Genomic DNA, 18,564 nt, shown 5'->3' on the forward strand with positions numbered 1-18,564 from the left:
CCGACGCGCATGCGCACGCTTTCCAGCGTGTCGAAGCGGCTGGCAAGATCGTTGGCGACGATCGAGATGAAGCCCGGCGCCAGGCCGCATTGCGGGATGAAGGCGCTCTTGGCTTCACGCGCCAGTTCCTTGACCCGGCGGGTCGAGACGACATCCTCGGTGAGATCGAGATAGTGGACGCCGGTTGCGGCCGCTGCCTCGGCGATCCGGGTGGTGAGGTGGAAGGGGGCAGCGCTCAGCACGGCGAATTTGCCGGCAAGGACCTTCTCAAGTTCGCCGGCGGCGGCGATGTCGAGTTCCTGCGTCGCGACACCGGCCGGCAATTCGGCCGCGACGAATTGAGCTGCCGAGCGGTCGACGACCGTCACGCGGTAGTCACCCGTGGCGCTGAGCATTTCGGCAACAGTCGAGCCGATCTTGCCGGCGCCGACGACAACGATGTTCTTCATATCAAAATACCCCTTCCAATTCGAGTTGGCGGGAATCATCGCAGCTTGCCTGTCGAAAGGGAGTGTGGAATCTAGCAAAGTGAAACCTAATTTTGCACGATATGCCGAGAGGATTCGTTGAAATGCTTAGTGAAGCCGAACAGGCGCTGCTCACCTTGCTGCGTGCCAATGCCCGCGCCTCGACCGCCGAGCTGGCGCGCCAGCTCGGCGTGTCGCGCACGACGGTGCAAAGCCGGATCGAACGGCTGGAGCAACGCGGCATCATTGCCGGCTATGGCGTCAAGCTTTCGCCCGACTACGAGCAAGGGCTGGTGAAAGCGCATGTGCTGCTCACCGTCACGCCGAAACTCGCCGACAAGGTGGTGCGGAGCCTGGAGGCGATACCGCCGGTGAGGACGGTGCATTCGGTGAGCGGCAATTTCGATATGATCGTCATCGTCGACGCGCCTTCGATCCGCGACCTAGACGCGCTGCTCGACCGGATCGGCGCCATGGACGGCGTCGAGCGGACATCGTCCTCGATCATCCTGTCGACGCGTATCGACCGGTAGTCACCCAACGCCAGCCTGTTCCAACGAGCCGGGTCTCTCCGGCCGCGTCTCAACATTACCGATTTGTAATGATGCGGCAAACCGCCAGTATGGTTGTGCGAGCAGAGTCCCCGAATCGCGCCGGCTGCTCCGCATGCCGGGGCTGGTGGTTTGAGGGGGTTCTTTCCACAGATGCTGCGTCCCGGTTATCCCGTTTGCTTCGTTCCGCCTGAGGCGGCTGCCGTCCTCCACCCGCCCATGCGGCGGCGCGCTGCAATTGCCCGCATGTGCGCCGAACGGACACTGTAGCGTCCCATGCAAGCCGTTCAGTCCTGGGCACGTGGCTCGGCCGCTACGCCGTCGGCGCGCGAGCCGTCCGACCTGCTGAAATTCCCCGCCCTTCAAGCGGCGTTGCTGATCGCGGCATTCCTGGTGCTGCGGCTCGGGCTTGCCGCGGTCATTCCGCTATCGATCGACGAAGCCTATGCCGTGGTGGTGTCGCGCAGCCATTCGCTTTCCTATTTCGACCACCCGCCGCTAGGCTTCGCGCTCGCCCGGCTGATGGCGGACGCCACCGGGTGCGAATGCCGCTTCGCGGTGAGGCTGCCCTATGTGCTGCTCGGTTCTCTGTCCGCGCTCTTGCTGTTCGACCTGACCCGCCAGGCCTATGGCGCCGTGGCTGCATTCTGGGCCGTCGCCTGGTACAGCGTGGCGCCGTTCTTCCTGATCTCGGCCGGCCACTTCGTCGTCCCCGACGGGCCACTCGATTTCTTCCTGCTGGCCAGCGCCTGGTTCGTCGCGCCGATGCTTCTCGGCGGCAAGACGCATAATGCCTTGCCGCGCTGGATCGCGGGCGGGCTGGCGCTCGGCCTGGCCATGATGTCGAAATACCAGGCCGGGCTGTTCGCGATTTCGGCCCTTCTGGTGCTGCTTCTGACGAAGCCCGGGCGAGCCCAGTTGCGGACGGCCGGGCCCTGGGTGGCCGCGGCGATAGCGGCGCTCGGTCTCTTGCCGGTGCTCGTGTGGAACATGCGCCATGGCTGGATCTCGCTGGCGTTCCAATCCGGCCGGGGGATGGCGAACGAAGGTCACTTGCTCCATCCGACAAATTTCGGGATCACCCTGCTTGGCCAGGCCGGCTATGTCTGGCCGCCGATCTGGCTGATCGCCATGATCTGCCTGTGGCGCGCGGCGAGGTCGCCAGGTTCGGCGGCCGACCGGTTCTTCCTGCTGATCGCGGCGCTGCCGGTCGTCTTCTTCGATGCGGCCGCCCTGTTCAGCTCCCATTCGTTACCGCACTGGTCGATGAGCGGCTTCCTGTTCACATTTCCGCTGGTCGGGCAGTGGTGCAGCGACTTCGCGCAGCGCCGCCCGGCGCGGCTCAACGCATCCTTTGCCGTCGCCGCGATTGTCGTTCCGCTGCTGGCAATAGGGTTCGCCCTGCAGGCAACGACCGGCGCCTTCACCCGGCCATTCTTCGAGCGGGCGCCGAAATTCGACGTGAACTGGCAGATTGTCGACTGGTCGGCGCTGGCCGGCCTGCTCGAGGCCAGCCAGATCAAGGATCCCGGCGTCTTCGCCGTGGCGCCGAACTGGATGCAGGGCGCGCGTGTCGGGCACGCCCTCGGTCCAGACGTGCCGATAGACGTGCTGCCCGGCGATCCGCGGCATTTCCAGTTCATGGACCACGCCCGGCTGAACGGGCTCGGCAATGGTTTCCTCATCGCCGCCTTGAACCCCGCCGACGAAGCCGCCAGCGAAAAAACTTACCGCGACAGCCTTGCAGGCCTGTACGAGGCAAGCGGTCCGGCGCGCCGCGTCACCCAACGCATAGCCAGATTTCCGGTTTTCGACATCCTCATCCTCCCGGTCAAACGAACCGGCATGGCGCCAGCACAGCTTCCGGACAAAACAACCAGCCAGACCAGCGGTGGGCCGCAGCCATGAACCAGGCGGCTAACCCGACACATATCGAGGCCACCGGCATGGCTGGCGACTCCCCCGCCAGCGCGCGAGGGCATCGGAGCGCGGAACTCACCATCGTCGTTCCAACGCTGAACGAGCGAGCCAACATCGCGCTGCTGGTCGACCGGTTGCGCGGCGCGCTGCAAGGCATCGACTGGGAGGTCGTCTTCGTCGACGACGATTCCAGGGACGGAACGATAGCGGCGATCCGCGAAATCGCCGTGCGCGATCACCGCGTGCGGGGCATCCGGCGCATTGCCCGCCGCGGCCTTGCCGGTGCCTGCCTCGAAGGCATCCTGTCGAGCTCGGCGCCGGTGGTGGCGGTCATGGACGGCGATCTCCAGCACGACGAGACGCGCCTGGCGGCAATGTTCGACATCATGCGCGGCGGCGAGACCGACATTGTGATCGCCAGCCGCTATCAGGACGAAGGCAGCGCCTCGGGCGGGCTGAGCCGCTTGCGGTCGAGTGGCAGCAGGCTGGCGACACGCCTTGCGCAACTGCTCCTCAAGACGCCGATCGGCGACCCGATGAGCGGGTTCTTCATGTTGCGGCGGGAGATCGTCGACCAAGTGGCGCCGCGACTGTCGCGGCAAGGCTTCAAGATCCTGCTCGACATCGTGGCCTCGTCGCCGGCCATGCGCATCCGGGAAATCCCTTACGTCTTCGGCCCGCGCCTGCACGGACAAAGCAAGCTCGATTCGACCGTCGTGCTCGAATATGCCGGCCTGCTCGTAGCCAAGGCCTCCGGCGACGTGATCTCGACCAGGTTCCTGGCCTTCGGGCTCGTCGGATCTGCCGGCGTGGTCGTCCATCTGGCAACCCTGCACGCGCTTTTGTCGCGAGGCCTGCCTTTCGTCGCGGCCCAGACGGCGGCCATGTTCACTGCCATGGCCTTCAACTATTCGCTCAACAATGCCTTCACCTATCGCGACCTTCGCCGGCGCGGCTGGCAGTTCCTGACCGGTTTCGGCATGTTCGCCGCGCTGTGCAGCGTCGGCGTCGTGGCCGGCGTCGGCGTGTCCAGCCTGCTCTACACCAGTTCGTCGCGCTGGTGGGTGGCAGGCCTAGCGGCTGCCGTTGTCGGCGCCGCCTGGAACTATGTGACCAACTCGGCCATCACCTGGCGCGCACGGTAGAGGTGTGGCCGGCACCGTGGTGCCGACCTCACCCCCTGCCAGTCCAGTCTCCAGCGGCTATTGGGCCGGCTGGACGGCCGAAGCCTCCATCTTGCCGGCCTTGGTGGAATAGGTGACGGTCACCTTCTCGCCGACCTTCAGCGTCTCGACCTCGATGTTCTCGGGCAAGGCAAAGGTCTTTCCATCGCTCAAGGTGAAGGAATCACCCTTCTTGTCGATGCTGGCGATGGTGCCCGTGGCGCCTTTGGCATAGGCGCTGGTCGCCAACCCGATCGCCAGGACCGTTGCCGTTGCAATGACGGATTTGTTCATCTTCTTTCCTTTCTTGTCAGATTGCCGACCCGGCGCAGCTGCACCGGCGGCGCCCCGAATTACGGGAACGAAAGCGAGTCTAGGCGTCGAAGTTTTCGAGCGGTTGGCGAGGCGCTTACAGATGCGTAAGACGACTAGGCCCGATTGAGCTCAGGCGGCGGCCGGGGCTCGCACGGCCGGAAAGTTGATGATCACCGCGAGGCCGGGATTGCGATCCTCCAGGGTGATCGTCGCGCCATGCAGGTCGGCCACCGCCTTGACGAGGCTGAGCCCGAGGCCGCTGCCGGGCGTGGTGCGGCTGGAATCCAGCCGATAGAGCCGCTGGAACACTTTTTCGCGCTCTTCCGCCGGAATGCCCGGGCCGTTGTCGCAGACCTCGATGAGGACTCGGTCCGCCTGCCGGGCCACTGAGAGTTCAATGGCGGTACCAGGGGGGCAATGCCGCAAGCCGTTCTCGACCAGGTTGGCCAGCAACTGCATCAGCAGGTCCCGATCGCCGTGGATGAACCATTTCGTATCCGGAACGATCTTTGTCGACAAAGACTTCTCGTCGTCCTCGGCGACATCGGCATAAACGTCGCCAATGGTCTCGACCACGCGGCCGACATCGAGGTCGACGAAGCGTGCCTTGCGCGCGCCGGCCTCGATCTGGGCGATGCGCAGCAAGGCGTCGAACGTATCGTTGATCTGCAGGCTTTCCGCGCGCGCATCGGCCAGCTCGTCGGTGACATCTTCGCCGGAGACCGTCTTGTCGGCGGCCGATTCCAAGATCATCTGCAAGCGGTTGAGCGGCGTCTTCAGGTCGTGCGCGATGTTGGCGCTGACCTCCCGCATGCCGTCGACCAGCGCGGACAGGCGCACGAGAGCGGCATTGACCTGCGCCGAGACGGCATCGATGTCGTCGCCATTTCCGATCAGCGGGATGCGCGCGTCGAGCCGCCCATGCGAAACGTCGACCATGGTGGCGGCGATGGCGTCGAGGCGGCGTTGGACGCGCGAGGCCAGCAAGGCGCCACCGGCGATCGCCAGCCCGGTGATGAAGAGCGTTCCCCAGCCGAAGCTCATCAGCACGATGGTTTCCAGCTCTTCGGTCTCGGAAAGCGAGAAGGCGACCGTCAAATTGGTGCTGCCAACCATGCCCGAATAGGCGCGGTACATCGTGTCCGGCGGCACGCCCGGCAGATGCGCCTCGAACATCGAAAAGCCGTCGGGAAGGTCGGAAGCGGTGAAATTGCCGGCCAGCCGGTTGCCCTGCGCGTCGGTCAGCGAGAAGAGCTGGTCCTTGTCGGTGTCGAGCTGGGCATGGTCGTTCACCGTGGCGATGAGGTCTTGCCTGTCGCTTTCCGCATAGGTCACCGCAACGACCGAAAAGGTTTCCTTGATCGATTCATCCAGCCGCCTCGCCAGGTCGGCGCTCATCAGCTGGTAGACGATCGCGCCCGACAGGATGAAGGCGAGCACGAAGAGGAAGGCAAAGGTCAGGGCCAGCCGGAACGGCGTGCTGCGCAGCAGGTTGGCGCGCGTTTCGCTCATGCCGCGGCAATTCCGGCCGGCAAACCGCTGCGCACTTTTCCTGGAATTGCGCTTTTGCTCGACGCAATTCCGGCCGGAAAACCGCTACGCACTTTTCCTGGAATTGCTCTAGGCCGGCGCATGCAGGCTGTAGCCGGTGTTGCGCACGGTGTGGATGAGCGGCACGTCGAACGGTCTGTCGACCTTGGCCCGCAGCCGGCTGATATGGGTCTCGACGACGCTGGTCTTGGGATCGAAATGGAAGTCCCAGACGCGCTCCAGCAGCATGGTGCGGGTGATGACGCGGCCCTCGCCGCGCATCAGCACCTCAAGCAGGCTGAATTCCCGGGGCTGCAGGTCGATCGGCTGGCCCTGCCTGGTCACGCGGCGCATGATCAGGTCCATCTCGAGGTCGGCGACGCGCAGCGCCGTCTTCTGCTCCTGCGCGGCCGGCCGGCGACCGAGCGCATTGATGCGGGCGAGCAGCTCGGAAAAGGCGAATGGCTTGACGAGATAGTCGTCGCCGCCGGCCTCCAGCCCTTCGACGCGATCGTCGACGCCGCCGATCGAGGTCAGGAAAATGGCCGGCGTATGGACGCCGGCGGCGCGCACCGCCTTGATCATCGACAGGCCGTCGAGGCCCGGGATCATGCGGTCGGCCACGATGACGTCATAGGCATTACGGGTCGCGGCGAAGAGCGCGTCATGACCGTTGCGCAAGAGATCGCAGACATGGCCGGCTTCGGCGAGCCCCCTGACAACGTAGTCGGCTGTTCTCGGATCGTCCTCGACGAGGAGAAGTCTCATCTTTGCGCGTGCCCGCTTCTATCGATACGACATGCTAACATTGGCGATGGTGCTTTCCCAGAAAGCCGCTCATGAGCTGAAGAACCCCAGCGCCGGCTCCACATCCTCGAAGCTTTGGTCCATTTCGTAAGGGCCGATGACCGGAATGGCTATGTGCCCGTAGCGGATCGAAAGCTGCGCCTCCGCCTTCTCCTCCCCGGCATGCGCGATCGCCGCCATGTAGAGGGCTGAGGCAAGCCCGGTCCGGTCCGATCCGGCCTGGCAGTGGATGAGCAACGGCTTTGGGGCCGATTTCATCAGGGCGATCAGCGCAAGCGACTGCTCGCGCGTCAATTTCGTGCGGGCCGACATGGCGAAGTCGATGTGCCGGATGCCAAGCTCCATCGCGGCGCGCAGTTCGGCGTCGTACCATTCCTGTCCAGGGGCCGCGCCGCGCAGGTTGATGATCGTGGCGATGCGGTAATCGCGCTTGTAATAGGCAATGTCCTCGGCCGTCGGCTGCGCCGACCGGTAGGCCTGGCCCTCGACGATGGCATGGAAATTGTTGTTGAGATGGGTGGAGGCGAGCGCGCAACCGGCAAAGGCGGCAACGCCGACCAGCGATGCCGCCCAGATTCTGAGGTGCCGCGATGCGTTCACCGGTCAGTTTCCCGCTGTTGGCCGCCGTCATCCGGCTAACCGTTCCTTCCGATGCAATTCCGCATCCCCATCTCTTTGCCTTGGCGCGATTTCCGGACCAAAAACCGCTTCACTCTAGTCGGTCTCGAAGAGCATGTCCTCGGCATCGCCATGGCTTTTCCTAAACGTCATATAGGCAACCAGCACAACGATGCAGCCGAGGAAGATCAGGCTGGTGATGGTGGTGCCGAAGCCGAGACCGCCATATTCGACCGGCTGCGACAGGAGATCGCCGAACGAGGCGCCGAGCGGCCGCGTCAGGATGTAGGCGAGCCAGAAGGCAACGATGCTGTTTAGCCCGAGGAACCAATAGGCAAGGGTGATCAGCGCGATCACGCCGCCGAAGATGAGGCCGGTGGTGAGGTAGCCCATGTCGAAGGTCTCGGCTACCAGGTCGCCGGCCGCGGTGCCCAGCGAGAAAGTGAACAGGATCGCCAGCCAGTAGAAGATCTCGCGCCTGGTCGTGAAGATGGTGTGGATGGAGAGGGTCTTTTCGTAGGCGTACCAGACCGCGAAAGTCAGGGCGAGCACGATGGAAAAGGCGATCGTCGTCGTCTGCAGCTTTACGCCGAAATTATCGACGAGATTGTCGGTGACCAGTGTGCCGACGACGCTGATGAGCACGACAGCCAGCCAGTAGGCCCAGGGAACGTAGCGCTTCTGCGCGAATTGCAGGACAAGGGCGACGACGAGGATACCGGACATGATCAGCGAGGTGACGGTGAGGCCGAGGCCGAGATTGACGGCCAGATAATCGGCCGCCGTCTCGCCCATGGTCACCGCCATGACCTTGATCAGCCAGAAATCGACGGTGACTTCGGGAACCCGGTTGAGCGCGGGCGCGGCGGATTTGATGGCTGAAGCGGTCATGGCGGTATCCTGTCCTTGACTTGAAAAGCGGCTTACTTGCCGAGAACCTTCATGGCCTGGGCAAAGAACTCATTGGCGCGCTTGTCGTCGTCGGCGTTGCAGCGCTCGATGCCCTTGGTTTCCAGGTCGGAAACCTTGTTCTTGTCCGCGTCGCTGAGTTTCGCGGCCGCTTCGGCCGCGCGCAGGTCCTTCAGTGTGGTTTCACAAGGGGTCGAGGCGGCGAACGCCGATGAGAGCGGGGAGGCGACGACAACGGTGGCAAGCGAAAGCGCGAGAGCAAATTTGTTCATGATGGAGTTTCCTGATCTGGAGCCGATCTTCGGCAGCGTTCAATCGAACCGCCGCAAATCCGGTGCGACGGCGACTTAACGGTAGGAGGGTGAATTCACCTCAGCCTGTCCGCGCCCTTACAATTTCGTAATGATGACCGAAAATAGTACCGGGCTCTCGCTATTGGCCGGGAGAAAGGCTAGTGGGACGCTAGAGCAGTTCACCGTTTCACAGAAACGCAGAATTGCTCGATCTCTTTATTTTGACGCAATTCCAGACGGAAAACCGTTGTGCACTTTTCCTGGAATTGCTTAGGGTTCATCGTCTCGGTGGCCGCTGGAGCAGGCGAGAAATGACGTACACATCGCTCAAACCCGCGCCGAAGGCCTTCGACCAGCACAAGCGCCTGATCGTCGTCCAGCTGGGCGCGGTGCTGGCCATCATCCTGTTGCTGTTCACCAGGCCGGTGCTTGTCGAGGGCTCGTCAGGGCACGAGTTCATGGAGCTCGCCGGCTTCATGCTGGTGCTCGTCTGCTTTCTCGGCCGGCTGTGGAGCATCCTTTATGTCGGCGGCAGGAAGAATGACGAGCTGATCTCGATAGGGCCGTTCTCGATCACGCAGAATCCGCTCTATTTCTTCTCGACCGTCGGCACGGTCGGCATCGGGCTGATGTTCGGATCGGTGCTGGCGGCCATCATCCTCGGCCTGGCCTGCTTCCTTGTCTTCCGGTTCACCGCGCGCAAGGAGGCCGAATTCCTGTTCGGCAAATTCGGCGCCGTCTACGCGGCCTATGCCGAGCGGACGCCGCGGTTCTGGCCGAACCCGATGCTCTACCGTGACGAAGATCAATGGATGTTCTCGACGAGCGCGCTGAAGAGCACGTTCCGGGACGGGCTTTATTTCCTGGCGGTGTTCCCGCTCATCGAAATCGTCGAGCATTTTCGCACGATCGGCATGCTGCCCACCCTGTTCAGCATCTACTGATAGAGGCGTGCCGAGTTTCAGGTGACGCCGGCCCGCTTGCCGGCTCCCTGCGTTTCCCATCCTCACGTACCTAGAGTGTGGTCCGCTCCGGTTCTCGGCTGAACTGAAACTCGACGGGCCTCGCTAGCGCCCAGCGCCGCGCGCGGCTCGGCGCGCGCTCTCGACAAGGATCGCCAGGCAACCGACCAGCAGCAGGCAGCCGCCGGCCAGCGGCGGCAGGGCGAGCAGCTTCACCGCCGCGGTGACCACGGCGATGAGCACCACGGCCAGCAGCGCCAGGTTGCCGTCGTCGACAAACATGCCGACGAGTTCCTTCACCACGAGACGGATCATATTCATCGGGCTACTCCTTCAGCGGTAGCGGGATAGGCGCTGCGCAGCCAGCGCACGATGGCGAAGGACGCGATGGCGATGATGGCGAAGATGCCGAGCAGCGCGAGGTCGGCGCCCGGCCATTCGGCGCCAATGCCTTCACCGGTCCAGAACACGCCGAAGCTGGTCAGCATCAGGCCGACGACGAATTTCAGCGAGTTCTCCGGCACGCGGGCGAGCGGCTTGTGTACGGCAAGCCCGATCAGCATGACCAGGATGAAGGCGGCAAGCGCGCCGAGGCTGGCATAGAGCGTCTGCCCGTGCGCGGCGCCGACGGCAATGACGATGAAGACGACTTCGACGCCCTCGAGCAGCACCGCCTTGAACGACGCCAGCGCGGCCAGATAGTCGGCGCGGCGATCATCGGCCTGCCGCTGCAAGGCAGCGGTTTCCTTGGAAAAGGTCTGCTCCTCGTCGTGCAGCGCAATGACGCCGACGCTGCGCAGGATCGCCTTGCGCAGCCAGCGCATGCCGAACAGGATCAGGAGCACGCCGACCACGAACTGCAGCACGGTGATGGGAACGAGCGCGAGCAGCGGCCCGAAGATCAGCACCAGAGCCGCCAGCACCACCAGCGCCAGCACCGCGCCGGTCAGCGCCGGGCGCCAGCTGCGCGTCACGCCGACGGCAAGCACGATGGTGAAGGCTTCGACCACCTCGACGAAGGAGGCCAAGAAGGAGGCCGTCACGGTGGAAAGGATGGGCGTCAGGCCATGCATGAAGTGCCTTTCTGGGAATCACTATGCGGTAAGTACGATACAGCGCTCTGGCGGCAGTGAGAAAGCAAGCGGCGTTCCAACGGGCGGCGCCTCCGGCCAGTCGAGCCGGACGCGCTGCGGGCCAAGCTCCACCGCCAGCCGCCAGCAGCGGCCCTGGAAGGCGCTGGACAGCACCTTGCCTTGCAGGCGGTTGCCGGGATGCGCGTCGGCCGGGCGCGCATCTTCCGGCCGCACCACCAGCATGGCCTCGCCCGACGCCGCACCCGGGGTGCGCACGCTGTCTGCTCCGCCGCCCCGGACGCTGAACATACCGTCCCGGACCATGCCGGGCACCACCGAGAAGCCGCCGATGAAGCCGGCGACAAAACAGTCGGCGGGTCGCTCATAGATCGCCCGGGGCGTGTCGAACTGGGCGATGCGGCCGTCGCGCATCACGGCGATGCGGTCCGAGACGGCCATCGCTTCCGCCTGATCGTGCGTCACATAGATCACCGTGGCGGCCTCGCGCCGCACCAGCTCCATCATCTCGATGCGCATATCCTCGCGCAGCGCGGCGTCGAGATTGCTGAGCGGCTCGTCGAACAGCATCAGCGCCGGCCGCGCGGCGAGGCAACGGGCAATGGCGACGCGCTGCTGCTGTCCGCCCGACAGCTCAGCCGGGTAGCGCTCGCGATAGGGCGAAAGCCGCGTCACCTCCAGCGCGTGACCGACGCGGGTCGCCACTTCCTGCTCGGGCAGGCGTTGCGAGCGCAGCCCGAACGACAGGTTGCCGGCCACCGTCATATGCGGCCACAGCGCATAGTCCTGGAAAACCATGCCGATCCGACGCTTTTCCGGCGGCACCACGGCTTTTTCGCTCCAGACGACGCGGTCGCCAAGCGTGATGGTGCCTTTCTCGGGATCCACCAGGCCGGCGATGCTGCGCAGCAGCGTGGTCTTGCCGGAGCCGCTTGGGCCAAGAAGCGACACCACCTCGCCGGCCTTGATGGCGAGGTCGAGGTCGCTCAGCACGGCGCGACCGCCGAGCGATTTGCGAATGCCGGCGCAATGGAGCGAAGCGGTCATGACGGCTCTCCCGATGCGATGTTGCCACGTCGCGGCCGGCGCAGGCCAGGGGCGATGAAGCGTTTCAGCGGATACCAGACGAGTGCCGCGGCACCGCCTGCGGCGGCCATGGCGGCGAGCGCGATGGCGCAGGCCAGTCCGTCGCGGTCGTGGCTGAACAGCTTCAGGATCAGCGTCGGCGCCGGCGGACCGCTTTGCGGGATAAGCATCTGCGACATCGGCAACTCGAAGACGGTGCGGATGAATGTCAGCAGGAAAGCGGTGACGACGCTGAGCAGGATCAGCGGCAAGGTGACCGACAGAAGGCGGCGGACCGCGCCGACACCGTTCAGCCGCGCCGCGTCGGTCAGGCTCGGCGCCAGCTGGCCGATGGCAGAAAGGATCACCACCAGGCAGTAGGGCAGCGCCGCCGCGACGTAGCCCATCACCAGCAGCGAGCCGTCGCCATAATGCGGAAACGGCCAGTCGCGGAAGCCGGGCAGCCGGTTCCAGACCAGGATGTAGCCGAAACCCAGCACGATGCCGGGAATGGCGACCGCGCCGAGCGACAGGCCGAGCACCGCCGTGCGCATGACCGGGCTGGACCGATCGAGCTGCGCCGACAAAAGCAGCGCAAGCGCGCTGGCAATGATGGCGGTGAGGCCGGCATAGAACAGGCTGCGCATCAGCCCTTCATTGGCAGCGGTGTAGGGGCTCAGCGCCGCGGTCACATTCGCCAGCGTGAAGTTGCCGGGCTCCAGGCCGTGGCCGAGCGTGCTGGTCAGCGCGCGCGCGGCGATCGCGCCGAGCGGCAGGATCAGCGCCAGGAAAGCGACCGTCAGCGCGGCCGCAAGGGCCAGCCAGCGCCAGGCGCCGAGATTGTAGAGCCTGGCCGGCTTGGCGCGCCCCGAGATCAGATGCGGATCGGCGCGGCGGCGCAGCAGCCGGTCCGCGACCACGACAAGCAGAACAAGTGCAAGGAGAACGAGGGCTTGCGCGCCGGCCGCGGGGAAGTCGACGGGATAGTCGCTTGCCGCCGCATAGATCCCGTAGGTGAGCACGCCGAAGCTCGACATCCGGGCAATCGTCGAGGCGAGGCCGAAATCGGACAGCACCTCGGCGAAGGTGGCGATAAAGCTGAGCACGATTGCGGGCGCGAGCAGCGGGCCGTTGACGCGTAGCCAGATCCGGAACGCTCCGGCCCCGGACAGGCGCGCCGCGTCCTCCAGCTCGCTGCCCAGACCCGCGAGCGCGCTGCCGATGATGAATGTGGCGAGTGGGAAAAGACTGAGCGTATGGACAAAGACCAGGCCAGCCAGTCCGAAGAAATCGGCGCCCAATGCCGGCGGCAGCAGGCCGAGCTGCGCAAGGTAGCCGCCCGACGACATGAGGAGCACCCAGGCAAGCGCCTTCAGGTAGGACGGCGTGAGGAACACCAGCCAGGGCACGACGGAGATCGTGCCGCGCAGCGGGATATCGCAGCGCTGAACCAGCACAGCGAAGGCACCGCCCAGGACCGTAGTCGTGAAGGCGGCAAGCAGGCCGAGCTCGAGCGAATGCAGGATCGAGGCGGCGGTGGAAGGCGAGGAGAAGATGCTGACGAGCGGCTCGAGGCTCAGAAGGCCGGTCGCGCCGTCGACGGCAAAAAGCCCGGGCATGATGGCCTGCAGCAGGACCAGCGCAAGCGGCAAGCCGATCAGCAGCGCGAACACGGCATAGACCGCGGCCGGCCCGCCAAAGCGGGCCAGCGCCAGCCAACCGCGGCGATGCCCCCGGTCGGAGCCGACGCCGCCGGCAAGGGCCGCGGCGTCGGGATTTTGCACTATCGTCATTGCCGGATCAGCGCGGTCACTGGACGAAGTTGTCCTTATACCACTTCTTCCATTCGGTTTCGTGCTTCGAGGCCACCTGGTCGTCGAGATGCGTGTAGGCGATGTTGGTCTCGCGGCCCGGCTTGGCATTCACGCCCTTGATGATCGGGATGTAGAAGAAGTCGGTGTCGTCGCCGTTCTGCATCGCCGCCTGGCCTTCGGCGCTGGTGACGAAGCCGATGAACTTCTTGGCGGCGTCCATGTGCTGCGTCTTGGCGCTGATGCCGAGGCCCTGCGGCAGCGAGACCGAGCCTTCCTTCGGATAGATCGCGATAACGGGTTCACCGGCGGCGATCTTGGAGAAAATGGCGCTGTCCTGGTTGATGCCGACCGAGGCGTCGCCGGTCAGCACGGCTTTGTTGACCTTGCCGCCGCTCGACAGGCCGGACAGCGACTTGTTGGTCAAGGTCTTCGCCAGCAGTGCCTTGCCGTCGTCGACGCCGTTGGTCTGGAACAGGCCGGCAAGCCACTGATAGGCCGGGCCGGAGAGGTTGGGGTCCTTGGCGGCGACGCTGCCGGCGAAGGCTTCGAGATCGGCCCAGGACTTCGGCATCTTGTCGGCCTGCACCTTCTTGGTGTTGACCTCGATGGCGGTCGTGCTGGTGCCGGTCGGCAGGAACGAATGGCTCTGCGGGATCAGCGACTTGCCGAGATCGGTGAAGGACACCTTATCGTAGGCTTCGGCGGGGATCGGCTGCAGTACGTGGTCGGCCGCCATCCGCTCCATGACGGCGGAGCCGTCGAGCCAGACGATGTCGAATTGCGGATTGCTGCCCTCAGCCGCGATCTTGCCCAGCGTCTCGCCGGTGCTGCCAGGCTCGACGACATCGACGGTCAGTCCGGTCTTGGCCTGGAAGGCCTTGGCGACCGGGCCGGCGAAGTCGAGCGCATCGTAGAGCACCAGATCGGCGGCCGAAGCGGGAGCTGCGATAGACAGAGCCGTCAAGCCCAACGCCAGTCCAAACGTTGTCCTTAATTTCATTTTGCTCTCCTGTTGTTTGATAAGGCAGAGTAATGCCAATTTTAAACTACAACACGTCTGTTGACATTTTTATGTCGTCGGCAATTATTTCTTGCGCGTTCCACGCTTGATCCATGCCTTGTCGATCACCCCGCGCATGCTGCTCAGCCGGTCCAGGCTGTCGAAGGCGGTTTCCCCGGCCTTTGCCGCCAGCGCGATGATCAGCGCCTCGATCAGCACCATGGTGCCGCCATGGGTGGCGAGATGGTCGGCCTTGCCGCGCGGCACGGGCAGCGTCGTGGCAACTTTGTCGGACACCAGCGGTCCAAGATTGTCGCTGATCAGCACCGCCGGCACATCGTGGAGGCCGGCCTGGTCGAGGACGATCTCGACCTCGCGGTAGAGCGGCGCGTAGGCCATCATCAGCACCGCGTCGCCGCTTCCAAGCCAGAGCAGGCGGTCGGCTAGCGCGACGCCCGAAACCGAAAGCGCACTGCTCGGCAGGCCGATGCGGTTGAACTGAAGGCTGGCATAGTCGGCCATGGCGCCCGATGGGCCGATGCCGAAGACATGCCGGCGGTTGGCCCGAGCCAGGATGTCGACAGCACGCGTGAAGGCGTCTTCCATGTCCGGCCGCTTCAGCGCCTCCAGCACGGTTTCGTGGAGCCCGACGACATGGCGCAGCGCCGAGGCGCTGTCGTTGCCGGTCTCCTGCAGCGTGTGCGCCAGCCGCCTGCCGGGCGAGACCGTTCCAGTGAGGTCGGCGAGCAGCACCTGGCGAAGCGCCGACAGGCTTTCGAAGCCCAGCGAGCGCGCGGTGCGCACCACGGTCGCGTCGCTGGTGCCGGCAAGCGCCGCGATCTCGGCGGCGGAGCCCAAGAGCACCGACTGTTTCTGGCTGACGAAGAAGCGGGCCATGCGCTGCTCGGCGGGCGGCAGGGTTTCGAGCGCGGCCTCGACGCGATCGTCGAACGTGCCTTGCCGATCGGCGGTGTCTTCGGGCTTCATGACGGCGCTCGCCAGAGGTTGGTAGCAATCGCTACGGCATCGACCATCCGAAATGTTCATTACACCCGTGTGACAGCGGCGGGTGGAGCTGCGCACCTCGGCGAACGTCTCGATGCTTGTCCGGATCCGAACTGATTGACGGTCTGTATCCGTCCGGTGTCCGTTGAATCGCCGGACAGCGCTGGCTATCTGCTGGAGCGACAAATGAATTTGAGCGGTTCAAGAACCGCCACGAGCTGGAATGGGCACATGAAGAAGATCGGGTTTCTGTCGTTCGGGCATTGGACGCCCTCGCCGCAATCGGGCACGCGCTCGGGCGCCGACGCGCTGCTGCAGTCGATCGACCTGGCGGTCGCGGCCGAGGAGCTCGGCGCCGACGGCGCCTATTTCCGCGTCCATCATTTCGCCCGGCAGCTTGCCTCGCCATTCCCGCTGCTGGCCGCGGCCGGCGCGAAGACCAAGCGCATCGAGCTCGGCACCGCCGTCATCGACATGCGTTACGAGAACCCGCTTTACATGGCCGAGGACGCCGGCGCGGCCGACCTGATCGCCGGCGGGCGTTTGCAGTTGGGGATCAGCCGGGGCTCGCCCGAGCAGGTGATCGATGGCTGGCGCTATTTTGGCTACGTGCCGGAGGAGGGCAAGACCGACACCGACATGGCGCGACAGCATGCCGAGGTCTTCCTTGAGGTGTTGCGCGGCCAGGGCTTCGCCCAGCCCAACCCACGGCCGATGTTTCCCAATCCGCCCGGCATGCTCAGGCTGGAGCCGTTCTCGGAAGGTCTGCGCGACCGCATCTGGTGGGGCGCGGCCACGGACGCCACCGCTCAATGGGCGGCCAAGCTCGGCATGAACCTGCAGAGCTCGACCCTCAAATTCGACGAGAGCGGAGAACCGCTCCATATCCAGCAGGCAAAGCAGATCCGCGCCTATCGCGCCGCCTGGAAGGAAGCCGGCCACGCCAGGGAGCCGCGCGTCTCGGTGAGCCGCAGCATTTTCGCTATCGTCAACGACATGGACCGCGCCTATTTCGGCGGCAGCGAGGGCCAGGACCATTTCGGCTATATCGAGCCGGAGAAGCGGGCCGTGTTCGGCCGCACCTATGCCGCCGAGCCCGACTTACTCGTCCAGCAGCTGAAAGAGGACGAGGCGATCGCCGAGGCCGACACCCTGCTCTTGACCGTGCCCAACCAGCTGGGGGTCGATTACAACGCGCATGTGATCGAGTCGATCCTGAAGCACGTGGCGCCGGCGCTCGGCTGGCGCTAACTCTTTGTTTTTACGCAATTCCGGACGGAAAACCGTTACACACTTTTCCTGGAATTGCTCTAGACGCCCGTCAGCGCTTCGGCGTGATGCGCACGGTCGCGGCGCGGGCGCGTTCGCCGATCATCGGCGTGAGATAGGCGCTTGTCGCGTATTTCGCGCTGTAGGCCGCATCGATGCGGTCGTTGATCGGGCCGTCGACCGCCTCGAAGGCAACGTCCAGGGTTATCCCGGCAGCAGTGATCCGGCCGGCTTTCTGACTGACCGCCGCCTGGTACCAGCGCGACTGCCGTCCATGGTAGCCGCGCACATAGAGGTCGCCGTCGACCACGACCGACCAGATCCAGGTCGGCGTGCCGTAGGTCTTGCCGTCGTCGCGGAACGGCGCAATGTGGAGATCGTCGCTCGCGGCGATCCTCTCCAGTTCGTTTTCCTGCCAGGCCATTGCCGCCCCCTCACCCGCCATATTGCGCGTCGGAGACCTTCTCCATCCAGTCGACGACCTTGCCGTCCTTGACTTCCTGAAGCGCGATATGGGTCATGGCAGTGTCCGGCGAAGCGCCGTGCCAATGCTTTTCGCCGGGCGCGAACCAGACGACGTCGCCGGGCCTGATTTCCTCGACCGGGCCGCCCAGGCGCTGCACGCGGCCGAAACCTGCGGTGACGATCAGCGTCTGGCCGAGCGGATGGGTGTGCCAGGCGGTCCGGGCGCCGGGCTCGAAGGTGACGCTCGCCCCTTGCACGCGCTCTGGCGCATGCGGGTTGAACAACGGGTCGATCCGCACCGTGCCGGTGAACCAGTCGGCCGGGCCCTTGCCTGAGGCCCGGGAGCCTGCGCGCATGATTTCCATCGATATCTCCTTGTATCCGAGTATCCGACGCAGGCAGGTCGCCAGCGAACTTACCGGGAATCTAGGGCAATCGGGCCCGCGCGATTAGTCGAAATAATCCGGATGCGGCTATGAACTGGATTCATCAATGGGAATGCTCGGCGGCAAGCGCGGCCGCAGGAAGGGCGCGCGCTCTACCGGGTCCTCCGTAACTCCTTTATACTGTCCCCTGCGTCCTATTGACACTGGCTAAATCTGCGCTCTAGTCTGCGCGTAATCGGTTACGTAACCGATTACGGCTCAATCAGGGAGGAAAGCATGAGCAAGTCTTCTATCACGCATGGGCTCGACCTGGGCTCGTTCTCGCGCCGCCGGTTTCTCAAGACCAGCGCGCTGGCCGCCGGCGCGCTGGCGCTACCGTTCGGGCCGGCCTTCGCCGCCGACAAGCCGAAGGTCGGGCTGGTCATGAAGTCGCTGGCCAACGAATTCTTCAAGCAGATGCAGGCCGGCGCGGAGGATTACGCCGCCAAGAACAAGGACAAGTTCGATTTCGCCGCCGTCGGCATGAAGGACGAGCGCGACTTCGCGGCGCAGGTCGACGCAATCGAGAACTTCATCACCCAGAACTACAACATCATTGTCGTGGCGCCTGCGGATTCGAAGGCGATGGTGACGCCGATCGCCAAGGCGCTCAAGGCCGGCATCAAGGTCATCAACATCGACGTATCGCTCGACGAGGAGGCCAAGAAGAAGGCCGGCGTCGACCTCGCCTTCTTCGGTCCGGACAACCGCGCCGGCGCCAAGCTTGCCGGCGACGCACTCGGCAAGGCGCTGGGCAAGGGCGGCAAGGTCGTCATCCTGGAAGGCAATCCGGAGGCAGACAACGCCAAGGAACGCAAGCTCGGCTTCGATGACTCGGTCAAGGAAAACGGCCTCGACCTGCTCGACTCCAAGACCGCGCATTGGGAGACCGAGG

21 protein-coding genes are annotated in these 18,564 nt (G+C 64.8%); 6 read left to right on the forward strand and 15 right to left on the reverse strand.

The window, feature by feature from the left end; genetic code table 11:
- Positions 1-449: saccharopine dehydrogenase NADP-binding domain-containing protein (locus Q0L57_RS22800; protein WP_296745303.1), on the reverse strand; the 449-nt coding region annotated here is incomplete at its 3' end.
- 122 nt (positions 450-571) lie between these two features.
- Here Q0L57_RS22800 and Q0L57_RS22805 point away from each other — a divergent pair.
- The 3 genes from Q0L57_RS22805 (at position 572) to Q0L57_RS22815 (ending at position 4,083) form a co-directional block, all read left to right on the forward strand.
- A complete protein-coding gene (locus tag Q0L57_RS22805) occupies positions 572-1,000 on the forward strand; it encodes an Lrp/AsnC family transcriptional regulator (RefSeq protein ID WP_296745304.1) in 429 nt (142 codons plus the stop codon).
- A 294-nt stretch (positions 1,001-1,294) separates the two neighbouring features.
- A complete protein-coding gene (locus Q0L57_RS22810) occupies positions 1,295-2,926 on the forward strand; it encodes a glycosyltransferase family 39 protein (protein ID WP_296745305.1) in 1,632 nt (543 codons plus the stop codon).
- Positions 2,923-4,083, forward strand: a complete 1,161-nt coding sequence (locus Q0L57_RS22815) for a glycosyltransferase family 2 protein (protein ID WP_296745306.1) — start codon at positions 2,923-2,925, stop codon at positions 4,081-4,083. Before Q0L57_RS22810 ends, Q0L57_RS22815 begins: the two co-directional genes overlap by 4 nt.
- 57 nt (positions 4,084-4,140) lie before the next feature.
- Here the strand turns inward: Q0L57_RS22815 and Q0L57_RS22820 are convergent, their stop codons facing one another.
- The 6 genes from Q0L57_RS22820 to Q0L57_RS22845 all read right to left on the reverse strand — a co-directional run bounded on the left by Q0L57_RS22820 (position 4,141) and on the right by Q0L57_RS22845 (position 8,552).
- Positions 4,141-4,395, reverse strand: coding sequence for a DUF1344 domain-containing protein (locus Q0L57_RS22820; RefSeq protein WP_296745307.1), 255 nt, complete (start codon positions 4,393-4,395; stop codon positions 4,141-4,143).
- Positions 4,396-4,545: 150 nt separating this feature from the next.
- Positions 4,546-5,928, reverse strand: a complete 1,383-nt coding sequence (locus Q0L57_RS22825) for a HAMP domain-containing sensor histidine kinase (protein ID WP_296745308.1) — start codon at positions 5,926-5,928, stop codon at positions 4,546-4,548.
- Between the two features lie 108 nt (positions 5,929-6,036).
- Positions 6,037-6,714 carry a winged helix-turn-helix domain-containing protein gene (locus Q0L57_RS22830; protein ID WP_296745309.1) on the reverse strand — a complete coding sequence of 226 codons (678 nt, stop codon included), beginning with the start codon at positions 6,712-6,714 and terminating at the stop codon, positions 6,037-6,039.
- Between the two features lie 69 nt (positions 6,715-6,783).
- Complete coding sequence (locus Q0L57_RS22835; protein WP_296745310.1) at positions 6,784-7,353, reverse strand: dual specificity protein phosphatase family protein; 570 nt, start codon at positions 7,351-7,353, stop codon at positions 6,784-6,786.
- Between the two features lie 114 nt (positions 7,354-7,467).
- A complete protein-coding gene (locus Q0L57_RS22840) occupies positions 7,468-8,262 on the reverse strand; it encodes a hypothetical protein (protein ID WP_296745311.1) in 795 nt (264 codons plus the stop codon).
- Between the two features lie 32 nt (positions 8,263-8,294).
- Positions 8,295-8,552 (reverse strand): hypothetical protein, encoded by a 258-nt coding sequence (locus Q0L57_RS22845; protein WP_296745312.1) that lies wholly within the window; start codon positions 8,550-8,552, stop codon positions 8,295-8,297.
- A gap of 332 nt (positions 8,553-8,884) precedes the next feature.
- Here Q0L57_RS22845 and Q0L57_RS22850 point away from each other — a divergent pair, with 332 nt between their 5' ends.
- Positions 8,885-9,517: an isoprenylcysteine carboxylmethyltransferase family protein gene (locus tag Q0L57_RS22850; protein WP_296745313.1), complete on the forward strand. Its 633-nt coding sequence runs from the start codon at positions 8,885-8,887 to the stop codon at positions 9,515-9,517.
- 123 nt (positions 9,518-9,640) lie between these two features.
- On the opposite strand, the gene Q0L57_RS22855 is transcribed toward Q0L57_RS22850, so the two are convergent.
- The 6 genes from Q0L57_RS22855 to Q0L57_RS22880 form a co-directional block, all read right to left on the reverse strand.
- Positions 9,641-9,856 (reverse strand): hypothetical protein, encoded by a 216-nt coding sequence (locus tag Q0L57_RS22855; protein WP_296745314.1) that lies wholly within the window; start codon positions 9,854-9,856, stop codon positions 9,641-9,643.
- The gene (locus Q0L57_RS22860; protein WP_296745315.1) at positions 9,853-10,608 is read right to left on the reverse strand and encodes a COG4280 domain-containing protein; all 756 of its coding nucleotides are present in this window, start codon (positions 10,606-10,608) and stop codon (positions 9,853-9,855) included. Before Q0L57_RS22860 ends, Q0L57_RS22855 begins: the two co-directional genes overlap by 4 nt.
- A 21-nt stretch (positions 10,609-10,629) precedes the next feature.
- Positions 10,630-11,673, reverse strand: coding sequence for an ABC transporter ATP-binding protein (locus Q0L57_RS22865; RefSeq protein ID WP_296745316.1), 1,044 nt, complete (start codon positions 11,671-11,673; stop codon positions 10,630-10,632).
- On the reverse strand, positions 11,670-13,484 hold the full coding sequence (locus Q0L57_RS22870) for an iron ABC transporter permease (RefSeq protein ID WP_296745317.1): 1,815 nt from the start codon (positions 13,482-13,484) through the stop codon (positions 11,670-11,672). The genes Q0L57_RS22865 and Q0L57_RS22870 overlap by 4 nt, the downstream gene beginning before the upstream one ends.
- Positions 13,485-13,500: 16 nt before the next feature.
- Positions 13,501-14,505, reverse strand: coding sequence for an extracellular solute-binding protein (locus Q0L57_RS22875; protein ID WP_296745318.1), 1,005 nt, complete (start codon positions 14,503-14,505; stop codon positions 13,501-13,503).
- A gap of 84 nt (positions 14,506-14,589) precedes the next feature.
- A complete protein-coding gene (locus Q0L57_RS22880; protein ID WP_296745319.1) occupies positions 14,590-15,492 on the reverse strand; it encodes a MurR/RpiR family transcriptional regulator in 903 nt (300 codons plus the stop codon).
- Between the two features lie 249 nt (positions 15,493-15,741).
- Here Q0L57_RS22880 and Q0L57_RS22885 point away from each other — a divergent pair, with 249 nt between their 5' ends.
- Positions 15,742-16,761 carry an LLM class flavin-dependent oxidoreductase gene (locus tag Q0L57_RS22885; RefSeq protein ID WP_296745320.1) on the forward strand — a complete coding sequence of 340 codons (1,020 nt, stop codon included), beginning with the start codon at positions 15,742-15,744 and terminating at the stop codon, positions 16,759-16,761.
- Positions 16,762-16,831: 70 nt separating this feature from the next.
- Here Q0L57_RS22885 and Q0L57_RS22890 read toward each other — a convergent pair whose 3' ends face one another.
- Together Q0L57_RS22890 and Q0L57_RS22895 are read right to left on the reverse strand one after the other, a co-directional pair.
- Positions 16,832-17,203, reverse strand: a complete 372-nt coding sequence (locus Q0L57_RS22890) for a DUF2255 family protein (protein WP_296745321.1) — start codon at positions 17,201-17,203, stop codon at positions 16,832-16,834.
- Positions 17,204-17,213: 10 nt separating this feature from the next.
- The gene (locus Q0L57_RS22895; RefSeq protein ID WP_296745322.1) at positions 17,214-17,609 is read right to left on the reverse strand and encodes a cupin domain-containing protein; all 396 of its coding nucleotides are present in this window, start codon (positions 17,607-17,609) and stop codon (positions 17,214-17,216) included.
- Between the two features lie 297 nt (positions 17,610-17,906).
- On the opposite strand from Q0L57_RS22895, the gene Q0L57_RS22900 reads away from it, so the two are divergent.
- On the forward strand, positions 17,907-18,564 hold a 658-nt coding region (locus Q0L57_RS22900; protein ID WP_296745323.1), incomplete at its 3' end, for a substrate-binding domain-containing protein.

Origin of the sequence: Mesorhizobium sp. (genome assembly GCF_024509055.1) — a bacterium.
Taxonomy (GTDB): Bacteria; Pseudomonadota; Alphaproteobacteria; order Rhizobiales; family Rhizobiaceae; genus Mesorhizobium.